Genomic DNA, 16,658 nt, shown 5'->3' with positions numbered 1-16,658 from the left:
ATTTCAATTGTCAAAGGCTCCATCTGACAATTGAAAACAAATAAATAAACACAGATGAACTTTAGGATTACGCCTTTAAATATCGTTAGCGCCATTGGTTTGGGATTAGTGGCTGTAAATTTAGTTTCAGAGAAAAGCACAGCACCACGCCATGTGGATATGAGCGGCTTTTATCTCCTGATTTTAGGTTGCCTTATTCTTGTAACCTTTATTACAGATATGATTTTCCGATTCACCTTAAAAGATATTAAAAGGATCTGGGTGGTTGAATTGATATTTATCGTTATTGCAGCTGTTTTGATGCTGATACTCCAAAAAGTAGCGTAATTAAATGGTAAAAATATCTCAACGATCTTTATCGGTGCAATCAACCAATCTGTGGAATCAAATTAAATAAGCATCTTTGCATCCGTAAAAATTTACCGATAAATCTGTGTAATCCTTTTATCGGTGTAATCAATTTTAAAAAATGAAAAAAGCAGAAATAAAAATAACCGTTGAGTTAGATGAAGGCAATAACCCAGATAACATACTTTGGGAGAGTACAGATTCTGGAAACGCTGATAAAGTGCCTGCAAAGGCGATGTTTTTATCGGTTTGGGACCACAATTATAAAAACACTTTAAAGATAGATCTTTGGACAAAGGATATGCCTGTTGATGAGATGAAACGTTTCTTCTACGAAACTTTGCAAACCATGGGCGATAGCTTTTTAAAAGCCACAAACGAAACGTTGATTGTTGAAGATTTACGTGATTACTGTGCCCACTTCGCAGATAAGATGGGGATTATTGAAGGGCAATAGTTCATTAGTCATTAGTCATTAGTCATTAGTCATTAGTCATTAGTCATTAGTCATTAGTCATTAGTCATTAGTCATTAGTCATTAGTCATTAGTCATTAGTCATTAGTCATTAGTCATTAGTCATTAAAAAATGCCAGACAAGTTAGCTATTAAACTATTAATCATCAACTTCCGTCATAAACAATTAACCAATTTATACAGTTAACCGATTAACCAAAAAAAATGTTAGTATTAAATAAATTCAGGGCTTGGTTAGGCATTTTGTTATGTATTATTGCAGGTTTCTGCCCCATGTTAAAAGTACCCATTAAAGGCAATTGGAATTTGTATCAATCAGATGCACGTTTGTTTTTGATCACTTATGCCATTATTGCCATTTCGGTATTGTTTCTGTTTATCAGAAAAGTTGGTGCCTTTAAGTTTATGAGTTTTATAATGGCTATCTGGTACGTTTTAGCGGTAGTTGCTGTTTATTTTACTGCAAATAATTATACTAAATATGGCTTCGCCAATAAACTTATAGGTAAAGTTGTTCATTTCCAGTGGGGCTGGATTGTACTTTTGGTAGGTGTTATATTTATGCTTTTCAGTGTAAAACGTGGCGAAAAAATTACAGCTTAAGCTTTTTTGTGCAATTGTGAGCTTAGCTTGTTTTAAAAACGCTAATCTGCGATAAAATAATCGTTGGTATCATCCTCTAATGGAATATAGATTCTTTCCCATTCATTACCTTCTATAACTTGCCAGGTGTGCCCTTCTCCGGCCGTATCATTGGCAATGAGTATAATCCCCGGCTCGATAATAAATGTTTCGCCATTGCTTACTGTAAACCGAAGTTTACCCTTAAGCGTAATTACGTATTGACGCCTTGGTGCAGGATGAGGGATCTTCTCTAAAGTTGATACATCGGTTTGGGCGAAAAAATAATTGGCATTAATATGCTGACGGATAGGGATTGTACCCGTTTCAAAAGCACATTTGTTATCTTCAATATTAATTAAACGGATGGCTTTTATATAATTTTTAGTTGTTTCGGCTTGATCTGTATTCATCTGCAAAAAAAAATATGGTTTTAAAATTTTAATTCAGTTTGTCCTTTTTGGGAAACTTCACGTTCGTGTTGTAGCAGCCATTGCTTACGCCATAAACCACCTGCATACCCCACCAGTTTGCCATTACTGCCAATTACCCTATGACATGGTACTACAATGGCAATATTGTTTTTTCCATTTGCTGCAGCAATAGCCCGTATCGCTAATGGATTGTGTGCAGAAAATTTGGCATATGAAGTGGTTTCGCCAAAAGGTATAGTCAGTAAATTCTGCCAGACCTCCTGTTGAAATTCAGTCCCTTTTTGCTTCATCGGAAAATCGAAAGCCTTTAAATCGCCTTTAAAATAATCATTTAACTGATTGGCTACCTTTACCGTAAGCTCGTTTTCTGATAATCCTGTAATATCCTTTTCAGCAAAAGTAATTACATGTACAAATTCGTCATCAGCTAAGATGGTTATTGCGCCAACAGGCGATGCTATAACTGATGCGTAATCCATAATTTTCCGTGACTTCAGTATTTCTGTGGCTAATTTCCTTTTCGCTTATTCTTAAACAAAATTACAACAATACAACAATTTAAGCGTGCAATATTTATCAATAAAAGTATCTTTGCGGTTATGCAATTGGCCAAAGAGGTTAAATATTTAATTCACAAGGAAGTATTGTTAGAGTGGCGCTCCAAATATACCATTAACGGTGTATTGCTCTATGTGGTTTCTACCATTTTTACTTGTTACCTCTCTTTTGTTAGCCTGGGCGATAAATTAACATGGAATGCTTTGTTTTGGATCATCATGCTTTTCGCCTCAATTAATGGTGTATCGAAAAGTTTTTTGCAAGAAACTAAAGGCCAACAGTTGTATAGTTATATTTTGGCAAGTCCAGCTGCGGTTTTAATTTCAAAGATGGTTTACAATGTGCTTTTAATGCTTGTTTTAACTACGCTTGCACTTGGCTTTTATATTTTGGTATTTGGAACCTACAATGATACTGATCTTTTAATGTACTACCTTGCGATAATACTGGGTGCAATTAGTTTTTCGACTGTTTTTACTATGGTTTCGGCCATTGCAAGTAAAGCTGGAAATGGAGGCATGTTAATGGCAATTCTAAGTTTCCCGATTATTATTCCGGTACTTATACTGTTAATTAGATTAGCTAAAAATGCTGTTGATGGCTTGCAATGGGATACAAGTTATGATGAAATAAGCATGCTTGTAGCTGTCAATGTAGTTACCGTTGCCACTGCTTTATTGTTATTTCCTTACCTTTGGAGAGAATAAAGTGCGTACGTAGAAATCAGAGAGAATTTAATAAATATAACATATGAGTAAAACATGGTGGAAAGTTCTGGGAGCCATATTGGTTTTGTATTCAACAGTAGGAGGATTACTAATTGGTGTACCTAGATTGGCAATTTTGAATGAGACCATAAGGAATTTGTATTTTCATGTACCGATGTGGTTTGCCATGATTACACTATTTTCCATTTCAGTTTTTTATAGTATTATGTTTTTACTAAAAGGAGAAGACAGCTATGACACTAAAGCCGTTGAAAGTGTAAATGTTGGGGTGGTTTTTAGTATCCTTGGATTAATAACCGGTTCCTTCTGGGCTAAATTTACATGGGGACAGTTTTGGAGTTTTGATGTTAAACAAAATTTTAGTGCAATTGCCATATTATTATATTTTGCTTACTTAATTCTTCGCAATGCAATTGATGAAGAACAAAAAAGAGCCAAAATATCTGCGATTTACAATATTTTTGCCTTTCCTATGATGGTTGTGCTAATTATGGTACTCCCAAGGTTATCCGATTCTCTACACCCTGGAAATGGTGGAAATCCAGGTTTTAACAGTTACGATTTGGATAGTAGAATGAGAGCTGTTTTATACCCGGCATTTATAGGCTGGTCCATTATTGGTTTTTGGATTTATACCATCCGTTTCAGAATACGTTCAATAGAAACCATCGCGAATACACCTGATTACGGTGAAGTGAAAGGTGTTCGTGATCGCTTCGTTACAAATGAAAATCAATCAACAACAAACGAAAACAAACAACAACATAACTAAAATGAAGAAGATATTTTTCTCCCTGATATTAATGATGGCCACTATGCAATTATTTGCGCAGGATAATGGAGTAGAAATGGCTGATAGCCTTCGTAGCAACGGAAAGATATATGTTGTGGTAATATGTATCGTAATTATTCTTGTAGGTTTGTTGGCTTACCTGTTCTCAATCGACAAAAGATTAAAGAAAATAGAAAAAGAAAACCAAACTGATAAATAATAACGTAAATACGAATGCTGGCTAACACCATATTTGGCTTTAATGGTCGGTAAATAGATGTGTTTCAAGATTAAATTTGTCTTTTTTTTTGTATTTATCTCATTGTAAAAGAGATTTTTGCTAATTTTAAAAGCCCTAATTAAAAATACAGAGCAGTAACCACATAAAATACCTACATCACAGTATTGTTTTTTGGTAATTTATTGATCAAGTTTGGTTAGTTATAAATTAAATCAACGGGACGATTTAGGTTAACTTTAAGAAGTGATCAACACAATTGGTCACTTTTTTTATATCCTGTTTTTATTCGTATTTGCAATATTCGTAATATTGATCTGTTTTTTAGCTTCTATTTATTGAACGTTGCAATAAAAGGCTATTTTGAATATTTTTTTTATAATTTTTTTTAGATCAAAATAACCTGTGATAAAACCTATAAAAATAATCATTTTATAGGATTGGCCGACTAAGATATCTACGTTTAAATGTATTTGGGGTAAGTTTTTAGACAGTTTTCTCCAATGGGTACAAAAACTAATTTTAGGCTAAAATAGAATGGTGTTTGCTTTACACTAAGTCTTTTTGCATTTGGATATGTGCAGTTTTTTTAGGCAATTTTGCACCGAAAACTTATTCAATATAAAAAATAAATAATGGCTAATCTAGCAGACGAGAACAAGTTCTTTGCAGATGTTTGTAAGAACTTTGACAGTGCGGCTCAATTCACCAATCATCCAGAAGGTTTATTGAACCAGATTAAAACATGTAATAGTGTGTATCGTTTCCAATTCCCAATCCGCCGCGGAAACGGTTTTGAAGTAATAGATGCATGGCGTGTAGAACACTCTCACCACATGAGTCCTACTAAGGGTGGTATCCGTTACAGTGAAATGGTAAACGAAGATGAGGTTATGGCGCTTGCAGCCTTAATGACTTACAAGTGTGCCATTGTTAACGTTCCATTTGGTGGTGCAAAAGGTGGTATTAAAATTAACACTAAACAATACAGTGTTGCCGAGTTAGAAACCATCACCCGCCGTTATACTACAGAATTAATTAAGAAAAATTTTATTGGTCCTGGTATCGATGTTCCTGCTCCAGATTATGGATCTGGCGAACGCGAAATGAGCTGGATTGCCGATACTTATATGACCATGAATCCTGGTCAGTTAGATGCTTTAGGCTGTGTAACTGGTAAACCAATTGCTTTACATGGTATCCGTGGCCGTAAAGAAGCTACAGGACGTGGCGTTGCTTATGCCGTGCGCGAATGTGTAGAAGTGGCAGAAGATATGGCTAAAATAGGTTTTAAAGCTGGTTTAGGCGATAAAAGAGTAATCGTTCAAGGTTTAGGTAATGTGGGCTACCACTCAGCTAAATTCTTGGCAGAATTTGGTGCTACCATTGTAGGTTTATGCGAATTTGAAGGTGCTATCTACAATGCAAACGGATTAAATGTTGATGAGGTTTTTGCACACCGTAAAAACACGGGTTCAATTTTAGGTTTCCCAGGCGCTAAAGATTTTAAAAATTCGATGGAAGGTTTAGAGCAAGATTGCGATATCATTGTTCCTGCAGCTTTAGAAAACCAATTTACCGAGCTAAATATCCGTAATATCAAGGCAAAAATTATTGCCGAAGGTGCAAATGGTCCAACAACGCCAGAAGCTGAAACAATTTTTACCGAAATGGGCGGTATCATCATTCCTGATATGTATTGCAATGCGGGCGGTGTTACCGTTTCTTATTTCGAGTGGTTGAAAAACCTTTCTCACGTGGCTTTCGGTCGTATGGAGAACCGTTATGCAGCTAACTCAAATGCCAATCTGATCAATACTTTAGAAAACTTAACGGGTAAAACGATCCTTCCAGAACACCGTTTAATGATTGTTAAAGGTGCATCTGAAATGGAATTGGTAAACTCTGGTTTAGAAGATACCATGATCCATTCTTACCACGAAATCCGCGAAACATTAATGAACAAACCAGCAACTCAAACATTGAGAACAGCTGCTTTTGTAAATTCAATCGATAAAATTGCGGTTTCTTACATGAATTTAGGCGTTTGGCCATAATAAGGCTTGGGGTAGGAAGGCAGAAGGTTTAAGGCTTTCCCTCAGCGATGAATAAAAAAACCTTACAGTTCTAAAATCTGTAAGGTTTTTTTGTTCAAAATCTTCATAGTGGCTTGAAGCGCAAAGAAATTTACTGATTTGCAGAAGCATTGCGCTCCAAACGAAATCGATAGTTTTTTAATAAGAAAACGAATGGATTGTGGTTCTTGGCGGGGTTGCAGTCCTGCCATTTGCTATAGCTCCGATAGAAAACCTGTGAAACAAGCAAGCACACCAAATATAACATAAACTGGTGCTTAAATCGGAGGCTGCCGCTATTGTCGGGTTTAGGAACCGGGGTTTGTGCACCATGCAACCCTAAAATGAAACACTGTCTTAGCTGCTTAGCCCCGGTTGGAGTGTTACCCTGCAGCAACGAGGCACGAGGAAGCGAAGCGTAAAAACGCAAAACGGGATGAAACTTTTTGTTTTGTACAGGCGGTGCGCTCCAAATAATAAATATATTTTTAGTTTTAGAAATGAAGCGCTATATTTCATTGGACTGGGTTGGCCCTGCTGTACCTCCTGCCGATTGAAGGATCGGCATCCGTCCCATCAGGTTTAGGTACAAAGTATAGTTAGCAATTGCATAACAAGGATGACTAATCTGAATTCATGTTTGGTGGCTCACCAAACACACGGATTAAGAACAGACATTGTCATCCTGAGCTTGTCGAAGGATTACCGTTATCCTTCAGGCAGCTTTAATCTGTGTAAATTAACTCAAATCAGCAGGAAAACACGAAATATTTTGAATCCGTGTTTGGTGAGCCACCAAACGTTGAAAAGGAAAACAAAAAGTATTTATATCCCTTTAAGTATCTGATAAAGCGAATTAATATTTTTATTCATTAGTACTAAGTTCCCGTCAAACTGCATCTGTTTTCCACCAATTAATTTTCCGGTAACCTGAAGTGTTTTGTATGTTTTAAGATAATTGTTAAACTGGCCCATGTTTGATTGCTTATTCAGCTTTTCAAAATTAACAAAGAAGTAGAAAAAATCTGGAGAGGGAACAGATCCATTTTTGGAAGTCATCTGCTTTTTTGTTCCGAAATAAACATTCTGTTGATCGCTTTCTACGAAAACCTGATAGAGCGGAAATGCACTTTTGTTAACTTGGTTGCTATCTAAATTAATAATTTTTTGTTTGGCCAAATAGTTTTTTAGACCATTTGCATCAGCATGTATTGCTATAGAGAATTGTGGTACATCTCTTTTTTGCAGACTTACTTTTGCTACTTTTTCAAAATCATCGTTATAATCATAAGTAACAATAGAATCTGTTTGTTGTATCGTGCTCAACCAATCAAAATCTACACTGCCTTTATAATATTTTAATACACTATCGGGCTCAATGCTGAAATTCTTTGTTTTAAAAACCCGATGAGATACATTTTTGAAATCAGCATTTAGCCACAAACTGGCAATAGCATCTTTATTATGCTGGTGGTTGCTCTGTGTATTTGTTGGGATAATCTGGTTGGCGATAACCACATCACTAAAATTTACAACTCCATTATCAAAATTAACATATCCTTGATGTAATGCAGTTTCGAAAGCGATGTGCTGCAAGGATTTTGCTGTATACTTATACTTGCTCTCAGTTACCTTTACAAAGTTTTTCTGGCTTAATATATCCATCAAAATACGATCGATATTTTCTACTTTAACTGATAATGAAATAGCAGCACTTTTACGGTTGTAATAAATAACCACATTGCCCAGTTTCGATTTCGCGACATTTATCCCCTCAGTTTTTTTTGTTATTTCCAAATGCATTAAATCTCTTAAAGCATTTTCAAAATCATTTACATTCTTTAGTTCAAATCGCGAAAAGTAAATTCCAGATTTTCCCTGTAGAGTATAGAAAAATAAACTTGCAGGTATTTCTAAGCCATTATTAAATTTATCCGGCTTATTTGAAGTGTCTTTTTTAAAGTCCGATTTGAAATAATAACTGGGGTTACCAAGCATATTTGATGCAAGAGTTTTGTAAAGCTCATCAATGTTAATTTTAATTAAACTGGTTGCATTTTTCGGAATTAAGGTTTGCTCAGCAACATATCTCCTGTATTTGAACACACCAGCAAAAAAAATAAGCAGCAATATTATTATCGCTGCTGTTATTTTTAAAAATCTCTTCATAGAAGTGGTTAATTGTTGAAATTGGTTAACCGGTTAACTGAAAATGGCTAATTGAAAACTGTCAACTGCCTATTTAGCAGCATTTTCAATTAAAGAAAACAGATATTTCAATGCATTTTCATGTCCGTTCGGAATTTCAGCACTAATGTCTGCCGAAACCAATCTGCCCTTAATCGGGTTCGATTTCATGTATACATTGCCCATTTTTTCTAAAGTGCTGTTAAATTTCTTGGCGGTTTCTTCACCACCAATTTCCGAATCTGGTACTTTGCCCACCAGGTTTTTGGCATTAAATAAAAAGCTGAAATTGTTTTTGCTCAATAGTTGTTTGTGCAGTTTACTTAATTTATTGCTGTTGTATTGATTGTTGCTAATGCCCTGCATTTCAGTTAACGAATTACCGAAAAATACAATACCATCTTTAATCATAAAGTAAATATCAATCGGGCTTTTCTTTTCCAATATTTTATAAATGTTGTTCTCAACAGATACATAATTTTTGTTTATGCCATATTTAATCAGTTTGTTGATCAATCGGGTATCTTCTGATGAAAACATGAAAAGGAAATCGGGCAACGTTTCTTTCTTGGTTTTAACGATTTCTTTTTGTTTGTAATCATCATCATATTCGTAAGTGGTGTAAGTAACGTCTTTTGTGTTTAATCCATTAATTACGAATAACGCATCACCTTTAATTACCTTGCTTACAGCTTCTTCATCTAGCAAAAGACTGAAGAGCTCAGCGCCAAGATCAATTTCTTCATCCATCTTGCCCCCCAATAAAGAACCATAGGTTTGTTTCATTAATTTAGGGAATTCTTCCAGATAAGCTTTGGTATCAATCGAATAGCTCATAAAACCAAGTGCTTTTTCGCTGTTTACATATTTCAAAAAGTTTTTGTTTAACTTTCTGTTCATGATTTTTTTATACGCATCTGCCTGTTCCTGCGCCAATTCTAAGCCTGTAGAGATACGGAAACTCTTGTCGTCCATAAAAAGTTTCGCATTTAAACTGCCATAACCTTTCATTAAGCCTGCTTTACCGTAAGTACCAAATTCTGGCGCAATCGAATTATAAACATCTTGAAGGCTCGATACCCAAAGTTCTGCAATAGCTTTATTATCTAAACTCGCTGTATATGATTTATTGTTTTCGATAGACTCGTAACTGCCATTGAAAATCTGATCTGCCTGGGCGGTCATCCAGGTAAAAGCCAATCTCTTTTTCTTTGCATCTTGTTCCAAACGCTCTTGTTGGTAGGTATCATATTGCTCATCAACAATACCATGAACAGGAGTCAAGGCGCTCGCAGTATCGACTGCGAATTCTCTTGCTTCTCTGGATTCTTCAAAATCTGAATCTATTTTAGCAACTTTTTTAGATTTTTTGGCCGTTTTCTTTTTACCGGTTTTTTTCGTTCCGACAGTTTTTTTGGTGTTCTTTTTAGCCGTCGATTTTTTGCCAACTTTTACTTTTTCAATAATAGGGGTATCAACTGCCTCTACCATAGGCTCATCTGTTGTTGCGTAAGTAGAATCTACAGCCACAGTCGCGCTATCAGCAACTATTACATCGTCGCTTTGGAACCTTATATCTTTAATCCCATAATGTGCAGATTTAACTGAATCAGCAAAGAAAGATCCTTTTATGCTTCCGGTTACAAAATACAGCATGTTGTTGTTCCATTTAATAATGCTCGTGCTATCAGGCAAAACCATCGTACGGATATCGCCCTGCTGTGTAAACTTTTTCTCTTTGGTGTCAATCAGATTTTCAAATTTTTTAGCATCTTTTATCGGAATAAGAAAGCAGTTATATGTAATACTATCGCTTAACTGATTAAAGTAATACATGTTTTTCTCCAGGTTGATGCCGAAATCTTCTATACTGGTAAAGCTTTTATCAAGTGATTTTGAAGTTTCAGTAAGTAATTTCTTGCCTACAAAAGATTCGTTAAAATCTTTTACAAACATCAATTTAAATACGTTATCGCCCTTAATGGTGGCAACTGTGAAGGCATTTGCAGGTATTCTCTTAACTAGATCCTGAGCCTTGGCCAGATTAAACGATAAGAAAAGAGCGATTGCAATTAGAATTTTTTTCATTGGATATAATTATTGATTCGGTGTTTATTGTTTTTCGATTGTATCAATGAGCTCGCTTACTCGGTTTGTTTTTTAGCGGTTATGAAGCTATCATGACCATATTCATCTCGGTATGTGAACAGTATGCTCATGATGGTTTCATTAGATATAATTTTTTTCAGCGGAGATGAAACGATCGCAGATTAGGCGTTGGTTTCATTTTATTTAGATAGTTGTATAGAATTAGATACGTTAATTTTTCCGTTAATTAAATCCATGATGCTACTTTTTAACATTACAGCTTTTTTAGATTTCGATACATTTGATGCCAGATTGGTGCTACTTGTTACAACAGATTCGAAACGGTAGATGCTGGTGTAAGTTGCGCCGTTAAAAACTGCCTTGTCTTTTGCTTTTAATTTATTGAATTCTGTTTTAGCGGTACCTATTGCCTGATATTTTCGGCTAAAGGTTTTGGTGACCTTGTTATAAGTATATGAGGAGGTGTTAGTGGCCTTAATTTTTTGCTGGGCAAGAATATTTTTGGTGATGTTATTGATATTTGAAACATCTTTAAAAGAAAAACTAATGGTTGCGATGTAATTATTAAAATCGCTTGTGCTTTTTACATTAGAAATCCCTTCCGATTTTTTTAAATAGGCCACTGCTTCATTTAATTCCTGTTGAATTTTTTGTTTGCTGGGCACTTTATAGCCTTGTACGCTATCCAAAAGCATTACCGATGCTACTTTGGTTTTGCTCTGGCTTAAGTTTATGGTGAGTACCACATCGCCGGTTCCATCGTTTTTCATGGCAATTTCTTCAATTACTTCAAAACAAGAGCTTAAAAAAGGTATCAAAACGATAAATGACAAAAGCTTATAAAACTGCTTCAATTTCATGTTAATCCGGTTTATGTTCTATTGTGGGATGTAAAAAAGGGATGATTATCTGATAGTCCAAACTTAACAATTTCAGCCCAAACTTTTAAACGATTTAAGATCTTACTTAAGATCGGTTATAAATAGTGGCTTTTGAGAAAATATTTTACTTTAAAAATCAGATAATTGTCAATATAAAGACAAGAAAAATGTAAAAGAATGCTAGCTAAGCCGATTTTTCTATCTTTGTTGCCAGCTTTTACAACAAGTATAACCATGAAGAAAAGTGCAATCATTGGATTGATTACCATCGCAATTTCCGTAGGGATTTTATTTAGCTTAAACGCAAATACCGACACCTACTCTAATTTCAAAGAGGCAACCCTTTCTGAGAAAGAAGAGCATGTTATGGGTTATTGGGTAAAATCGATGGGTACTTATTACGACGCCGTAAAAGACGCTAACCATTTTTCATTCCACATGAAAGATGAAAAGGGAGAAGTGAGAGAGGTAATTTACGCAGGTACCAAACCGCAGGATTTCGAAAAATCTGAAAAGCTTGTGTTAATCGGTAAGATGAACAAAGACAAGTTTTACGCGTCGAAAATTTTAATGAAATGCCCATCTAAATATAACGATAACCTTGTTGAAATTAATAAAGACGGTAAGGTTGACACGGTAGGTAAGTACGGCGAGAAAAAATATAACTAATTTTAATGGATATTCAATTTGTAGGCGAAAACCTGCTACCGGGTAAAATCGGGCAGTTTTTTATTGTGCTGGCGTTTAGTGCATCATTACTTTCAACAATCGCATACTTTTATGCCAGTCGCGATAAAAATTTAGAAGATAAATCTTGGCGGAACTTAGGCCGGATTGGATTCTTGGTTAATTTTGGCTGTATAATTGGTATTGGAGCAATTTTGTTCTACCTGGTACTAGGCCACTACAATGAATACAGTTACATTTATTGGCACTCTTCAAAACAACTTCCAATTCATTATATTATTTCTGCTTTTTGGGAAGGGCAGGAAGGAAGTTTCTTGCTCTGGGCCTTCTGGCAATCGTTTCTAGGTACTTTATTAATCTGGAAAGCTAAAACCTGGGAGCGTCCTGTAATGACAGTTGTGGCCTTCTCTCAAGTGTTTTTGACTTCAATGCTTTTAGGTGTAGAGATTTTTGGTGAGCGCATCGGAAGTTCTCCATTTATCTTATTAAGAGATTCCCTGGATCTAAAATCAGTGGCTCCTGTAGTTTTCGCAAACCCTGAAAACTTCGCTAATTATTTAAAATTTATTACCGATGGCAGAGGATTAAATCCATTGTTGCAAAACTATTGGATGGTTATCCACCCACCCACCTTATTTTTAGGTTTTGCCAGTATGATTGTACCTTTTGCGTATGGAATTGCGGCTTTGTGGCAGAAAAGATATAAAGAATGGATTAAACCAGCTATGCCCTGGGCACTTTTTGCGGTGATGGTTTTGGGTACAGGTATTATTATGGGTTCTTTCTGGGCTTACGAAGCGCTAAACTTTGGTGGTTTCTGGGCTTGGGATCCTGTAGAAAATGCATCTTTAATTCCATGGTTAACGCTAATTGGTGCCGTACATGTAATGATTGCCTATAAAAATACAGGTCATGCTTATTTTACTGCAATTGCTTTAGTATTCTTAAGTTTCTTATTGGTGCTTTATGCATCGTTTTTAACCCGAAGTGGAATTTTAGGTGATACATCAGTTCACTCTTTTACCGATATGGGGATGTTTGGCCACTTAATTTTATACAATGTGGTTTTCGCTGTTTTAGCGATTGCTTTAATTGTAGTAAGGTGGAAAGAATTGCCAATTACCACCAAAGATGAGGAAACCTATTCGCGCGAATTCTGGATGTTTATTGGCGCTTTAGTGGTAACAGTTGCCTGCCTCCAAGTTATTTGTTCAACTTCAGTGCCTGTGTTTAACAAAGCTTTTGGTACGAATTTCGCGCCGCCACCAGATGCTGTAAAATACTATAATCAATGGCAGGCACCATTTGCGGTATTAATTACTTTGATTTCGGGTTTCTCTCAATATTTAAAATACAAAAGAACCGATCCACGCAAATTTTATAGCAGCCTGGTATCGGCAATTATTTTCTCCATTGTGTTAACAGCAGGTTTGGTATATGTGGCTGAGATTTACACCAACACCATGTACATCCTCATTACCTTCAGTTGTTTGTTCGCAGTGCTTTCTAATGCTGCAGTATTATATCAGGCTTTCGGAGGAAAGGCGAAATTGGCCGGATCTGCAATTGCACACATTGGTTTTGCTTTTTTGATCTTAGGTGCATTAATTTCTGCAGCTACAAACAAACCTTTATCAATTAATGCTACTAAATTTATTCCAGTAAAAGATTTCGAAAAAGTAGAAAAACCTGGCGAGAACATCATGTTATACAAAAACGAACCTAAGAAAATGGGTAAGTACACTGTAACCTATGTAGCCGATACCACGGTAGCACCCAATACCATTTATACTCTTAATTTTAAAGTTTTAGATAAAGAAGGTAAGGTTAAAGAAGATTTTAACTTGCATCCACATGTACAGGAGAATGAAAAAATGGGCTTAATTGCCTCTCCTGACACCAAACATTACCTTACTTATGATGTTTATACCCACATCACCAGTGCTGCCGTTAAAAAAACATCGCACGATGATCACGAAGGTCATTCTGACGATGAAAATTATAAAGCACCGCGTATTGTTAAGGTTTCAGTAGGAGATACCATTCACACCTCAAGTGGCATTGTTACGGTTAAGGATTTAAATAGAAAACCTACTGCAAAAGATTTAGTTTTAGGGCAGGGTGATTATGCTGTTGGTTTACCATTAGAGGTTAATGCTGCCGGTAAAGTTTACAATACAGAGCCTATTTTCTTAATCAAAGGAAATAACACTTTCGATTTCGCACGTAAAGTGGATGAATTGGATTTGAAATTCCGTTTTGCCAGGGTATTGCCAGATGAGAAAAAAGTGGAGCTTCAGATTTTTGAAAAACCTCAGCAGGCTAAAGACTGGGTAGTTTTTAAAGCAATAGAATTTCCTTTCATCAATTTATATTGGGCAGGTACTATTGTAATGGTTGTTGGTTTCTTACTTTCAATTTTCAGAAGAAGAAAAGAGGCCAAAACCGCATAAAATCATGAAGATCGTTTTATTAGGTTCGGGAAACGTTGCCACACATTTAGCAAAAGCATTAAAAGCCAAAGGTGAAGATGTGGTACAGGTATATAGCCCAAACCTTAATCATGCAAAGATATTGGCTGATTTGATAGCAGCTGAGGCCATAAGCGATTTAAATGAGGTTAAACAAAATGCCGATTTATATATTATCTCGGTAAAGGACGATGCCATTGAAACCGTATCCAAATCATTAAAAAACGTAAGTGGTTTGGTGGTGCATACCTCTGGAACTACCGATATTAATATTTTATCGTCACAGGTGAAAAAAGCAGGTGTTTTTTATCCTTTGCAAACTTTTTCGAAAGGTAAAGCGGTTTCATTTGAAAATATCCCGCTTTGTATCGAAGCGAACGATGAAAGTCAATTGGCGATTTTAAAGAATCTGGCAGCCAAAATTAGCCGTCAGGTGTACGAATTAGGTGGCGAGAAAAGGAAAGTATTACACCTTGCAGCGGTATTTGCCTGTAATTTTCCGAATCACCTATATGCTTTGGCAAATAAAATTTTAAGTCAGAACGGTTTGGATTTCGAAATCATCAGGCCGTTAATTGCCGAAACCACCGATAAGGTAATGAGCAATCTACCTGAAAATGTGCAGACTGGACCAGCAGTGAGGGCCGACGAAAGCACTTTAAATAAGCATTTAAGCATGTTAACCGATATGCCCGAATTGCAGAACATTTATCAAACATTGAGCGATAGCATAAAATTAACGCTGAAATAGCATAATTACGGCTTTTGCTTCTTACTTTTGCAAAATAATTATGAGCATTTTTAAACTAAAAATAAATTTTGAAGAAGCAGATCACGAATCTATTGAATTACCAATAGCAGCCGGCGAATCTGTTTTAGATGTTTGTCTGGATAACGGAATCGAATTACAGCACAACTGTGGTGGTGTTTGTGGCTGCAGTACCTGCCATGTATACGTAACAAAAGGTATGGACAATATCGAAGAGATTTCTGATAAAGAAGAAGACTTTATCGATAGAGCTGTTCGTCCGAAAATTACTTCTCGCTTAGGCTGCCAATGTGTGGTGATTAACGGCGATATCGAAGTTACCATTCCAGATCAGTCTGACTTTATGGGACACTAGTTAGTCTGGAGTCCGAAGTCTTCAGCCGGGAGTCGATTAGCCGATTTAAACAGTTAACCGATTAACCAATTCAAACAATTAACCAACAACAAAACAACATGAATAACGATAAATTTGCTTTACCTTTTTACTGGAACGATTACGAAGATATTGCAATGTCTTTATATGAGAAATTTGGTGATGATTTTACAGAAGCCAAAATCTACCGTATCCGCTTTACCGAACTTTTAGATTGGGTTTTAGCCTTGCCAAACTTTAAAGGCACCCGCGAAGAAAGCAGTGAAGGCCATTTAGAGCAAATTCAATCTGCCTGGGTTTACGAGTGGAGAGATAATCAGTAATTAGTCCTGAGTTCGGAGTCCTCAGTCGAGAGTCTGCACCGAGCACTTAACCCTAAACGCCAAACGCACGAATGTTTTTACAAAAACTAAAAGAGATCACTACTTTCATTTTTGATGTAGATGGTGTACTTACTGATGGATCTGTTCAGGTTACCGATAATGGCCAGTCATTGCGTACTTTTAACATTAAAGATGGCTATGCCATGCAATTGGCGGTTAAAAGAGGGTATAACATCTGTATTATATCTGGTGGAGATGGTATTGCCATGGGGAAGCGTTTTTTCAATCTGGGGGTAACCGATGTTTTCCTCCGTACAGGAGATAAGGTGGCCATTTTTAATCAATATCTTCAGGATAAAAACATTGCGGCAGGAGAAGTGCTTTACATGGGTGACGATATTCCCGATTTAAAAGTAATGAAACTTGTAGGGCTTCCAACCTGCCCGGCTGATGCCGTAGCAGAAATAAAAGCAATATCTGCATTCATTTCTCCTTACAATGGAGGCAAAACCGCTGTCCGCGATATTATCGAAAAAGTAATGAAAGTACAGGGCAGATGGCACGATGAAAATCCAAATGCTGCCGATTCGGGGATGTAAATTGGTTCAT

18 protein-coding genes are annotated in these 16,658 nt (G+C 36.1%); 13 read left to right on the top strand and 5 right to left on the bottom strand.

The features are described from left to right. Window positions 1–54 precede the first annotated feature (54 nt). From AW17_RS06790 to AW17_RS06780, 3 genes are all read left to right on the top strand, one after another. Window positions 55–327 carry a hypothetical protein gene (locus tag AW17_RS06790; RefSeq protein ID WP_029275371.1) on the top strand — a complete coding sequence of 91 codons (273 nt, stop codon included), beginning with the start codon at window positions 55–57 and terminating at the stop codon, window positions 325–327. A 142-nt stretch (window positions 328–469) separates the two neighbouring features. Further along, window positions 470–805, top strand: a complete 336-nt coding sequence (gldC, locus tag AW17_RS06785) for a gliding motility protein GldC (protein WP_029275370.1) — start codon at window positions 470–472, stop codon at window positions 803–805. A gap of 222 nt (window positions 806–1,027) precedes the next feature. Beyond that, window positions 1,028–1,426, top strand: coding sequence for a hypothetical protein (locus AW17_RS06780; protein ID WP_029275369.1), 399 nt, complete (start codon window positions 1,028–1,030; stop codon window positions 1,424–1,426). A gap of 41 nt (window positions 1,427–1,467) precedes the next feature. On the opposite strand, the gene AW17_RS06775 is transcribed toward AW17_RS06780, so the two are convergent. Both AW17_RS06775 and AW17_RS06770 read right to left on the bottom strand, forming a co-directional pair. Then, a complete protein-coding gene (locus tag AW17_RS06775) occupies window positions 1,468–1,857 on the bottom strand; it encodes a cupin domain-containing protein (RefSeq protein WP_029275368.1) in 390 nt (129 codons plus the stop codon). A gap of 20 nt (window positions 1,858–1,877) precedes the next feature. Beyond that, entirely contained in the window at window positions 1,878–2,357 is a 480-nt protein-coding gene (locus tag AW17_RS06770; RefSeq protein ID WP_029275367.1) for a methylated-DNA--[protein]-cysteine S-methyltransferase, read from the bottom strand. Between the two features lie 120 nt (window positions 2,358–2,477). Here AW17_RS06770 and AW17_RS06765 point away from each other — a divergent pair, with 120 nt between their 5' ends. The 4 genes from AW17_RS06765 (at window position 2,478) to AW17_RS06750 (ending at window position 6,231) form a co-directional block, all read left to right on the top strand. Continuing rightward, window positions 2,478–3,143, top strand: a complete 666-nt coding sequence (locus AW17_RS06765; RefSeq protein WP_029275366.1) for a heme exporter protein CcmB — start codon at window positions 2,478–2,480, stop codon at window positions 3,141–3,143. 43 nt (window positions 3,144–3,186) lie between these two features. Beyond that, a complete protein-coding gene (ccsA, locus tag AW17_RS06760) occupies window positions 3,187–3,936 on the top strand; it encodes a cytochrome c biogenesis protein CcsA (RefSeq protein WP_083488642.1) in 750 nt (249 codons plus the stop codon). A 1-nt stretch (window position 3,937) separates the two neighbouring features. Beyond that, complete coding sequence (locus tag AW17_RS06755) at window positions 3,938–4,156, top strand: CcmD family protein (protein WP_029275364.1); 219 nt, start codon at window positions 3,938–3,940, stop codon at window positions 4,154–4,156. A 653-nt stretch (window positions 4,157–4,809) separates the two neighbouring features. Further along, window positions 4,810–6,231, top strand: a complete 1,422-nt coding sequence (locus tag AW17_RS06750) for a Glu/Leu/Phe/Val family dehydrogenase (RefSeq protein WP_029275363.1) — start codon at window positions 4,810–4,812, stop codon at window positions 6,229–6,231. An 843-nt stretch (window positions 6,232–7,074) separates the two neighbouring features. On the opposite strand, the gene AW17_RS06745 is transcribed toward AW17_RS06750, so the two are convergent. From AW17_RS06745 to AW17_RS06735, 3 genes are all read right to left on the bottom strand, one after another. Next, window positions 7,075–8,418: a hypothetical protein gene (locus AW17_RS06745; protein ID WP_029275361.1), complete on the bottom strand. Its 1,344-nt coding sequence runs from the start codon at window positions 8,416–8,418 to the stop codon at window positions 7,075–7,077. A 69-nt stretch (window positions 8,419–8,487) separates the two neighbouring features. Next, on the bottom strand, window positions 8,488–10,524 hold the full coding sequence (locus tag AW17_RS06740; RefSeq protein ID WP_029275360.1) for a hypothetical protein: 2,037 nt from the start codon (window positions 10,522–10,524) through the stop codon (window positions 8,488–8,490). Between the two features lie 200 nt (window positions 10,525–10,724). Next, on the bottom strand, window positions 10,725–11,405 hold the full coding sequence (locus AW17_RS06735) for a hypothetical protein (RefSeq protein ID WP_029275359.1): 681 nt from the start codon (window positions 11,403–11,405) through the stop codon (window positions 10,725–10,727). A gap of 255 nt (window positions 11,406–11,660) precedes the next feature. Here AW17_RS06735 and AW17_RS06730 point away from each other — a divergent pair, with 255 nt between their 5' ends. The 6 genes from AW17_RS06730 to AW17_RS06705 all read left to right on the top strand — a co-directional run bounded on the left by AW17_RS06730 (window position 11,661) and on the right by AW17_RS06705 (window position 16,648). Next, window positions 11,661–12,095 (top strand): cytochrome c maturation protein CcmE domain-containing protein, encoded by a 435-nt coding sequence (locus AW17_RS06730; protein WP_029275358.1) that lies wholly within the window; start codon window positions 11,661–11,663, stop codon window positions 12,093–12,095. A gap of 5 nt (window positions 12,096–12,100) precedes the next feature. Next, window positions 12,101–14,566 (top strand): heme lyase CcmF/NrfE family subunit, encoded by a 2,466-nt coding sequence (locus AW17_RS06725; RefSeq protein WP_029275357.1) that lies wholly within the window; start codon window positions 12,101–12,103, stop codon window positions 14,564–14,566. A 4-nt stretch (window positions 14,567–14,570) separates the two neighbouring features. Next, the gene (locus tag AW17_RS06720) at window positions 14,571–15,335 is read left to right on the top strand and encodes a Rossmann-like and DUF2520 domain-containing protein (protein WP_029275356.1); all 765 of its coding nucleotides are present in this window, start codon (window positions 14,571–14,573) and stop codon (window positions 15,333–15,335) included. Window positions 15,336–15,375: 40 nt separating this feature from the next. After that, on the top strand, window positions 15,376–15,708 hold the full coding sequence (locus tag AW17_RS06715) for a 2Fe-2S iron-sulfur cluster-binding protein (protein ID WP_029275355.1): 333 nt from the start codon (window positions 15,376–15,378) through the stop codon (window positions 15,706–15,708). A gap of 98 nt (window positions 15,709–15,806) precedes the next feature. Further along, window positions 15,807–16,049, top strand: a complete 243-nt coding sequence (iscX, locus tag AW17_RS06710; RefSeq protein ID WP_029275354.1) for a Fe-S cluster assembly protein IscX — start codon at window positions 15,807–15,809, stop codon at window positions 16,047–16,049. Window positions 16,050–16,120: 71 nt separating this feature from the next. Next, a complete protein-coding gene (locus AW17_RS06705; protein ID WP_029275353.1) occupies window positions 16,121–16,648 on the top strand; it encodes a KdsC family phosphatase in 528 nt (175 codons plus the stop codon). Window positions 16,649–16,658 lie beyond the last annotated feature (10 nt).

Origin of the sequence: Pedobacter borealis DSM 19626, assembly GCF_000708285.2 — a bacterium.
GTDB classification, from domain to species: Bacteria; Bacteroidota; Bacteroidia; order Sphingobacteriales; family Sphingobacteriaceae; genus Pedobacter; species Pedobacter borealis.
The sequence above is the reverse complement of the archived record's forward strand: the minus strand, read 5'-3'. Positions and strand labels throughout refer to the sequence as shown.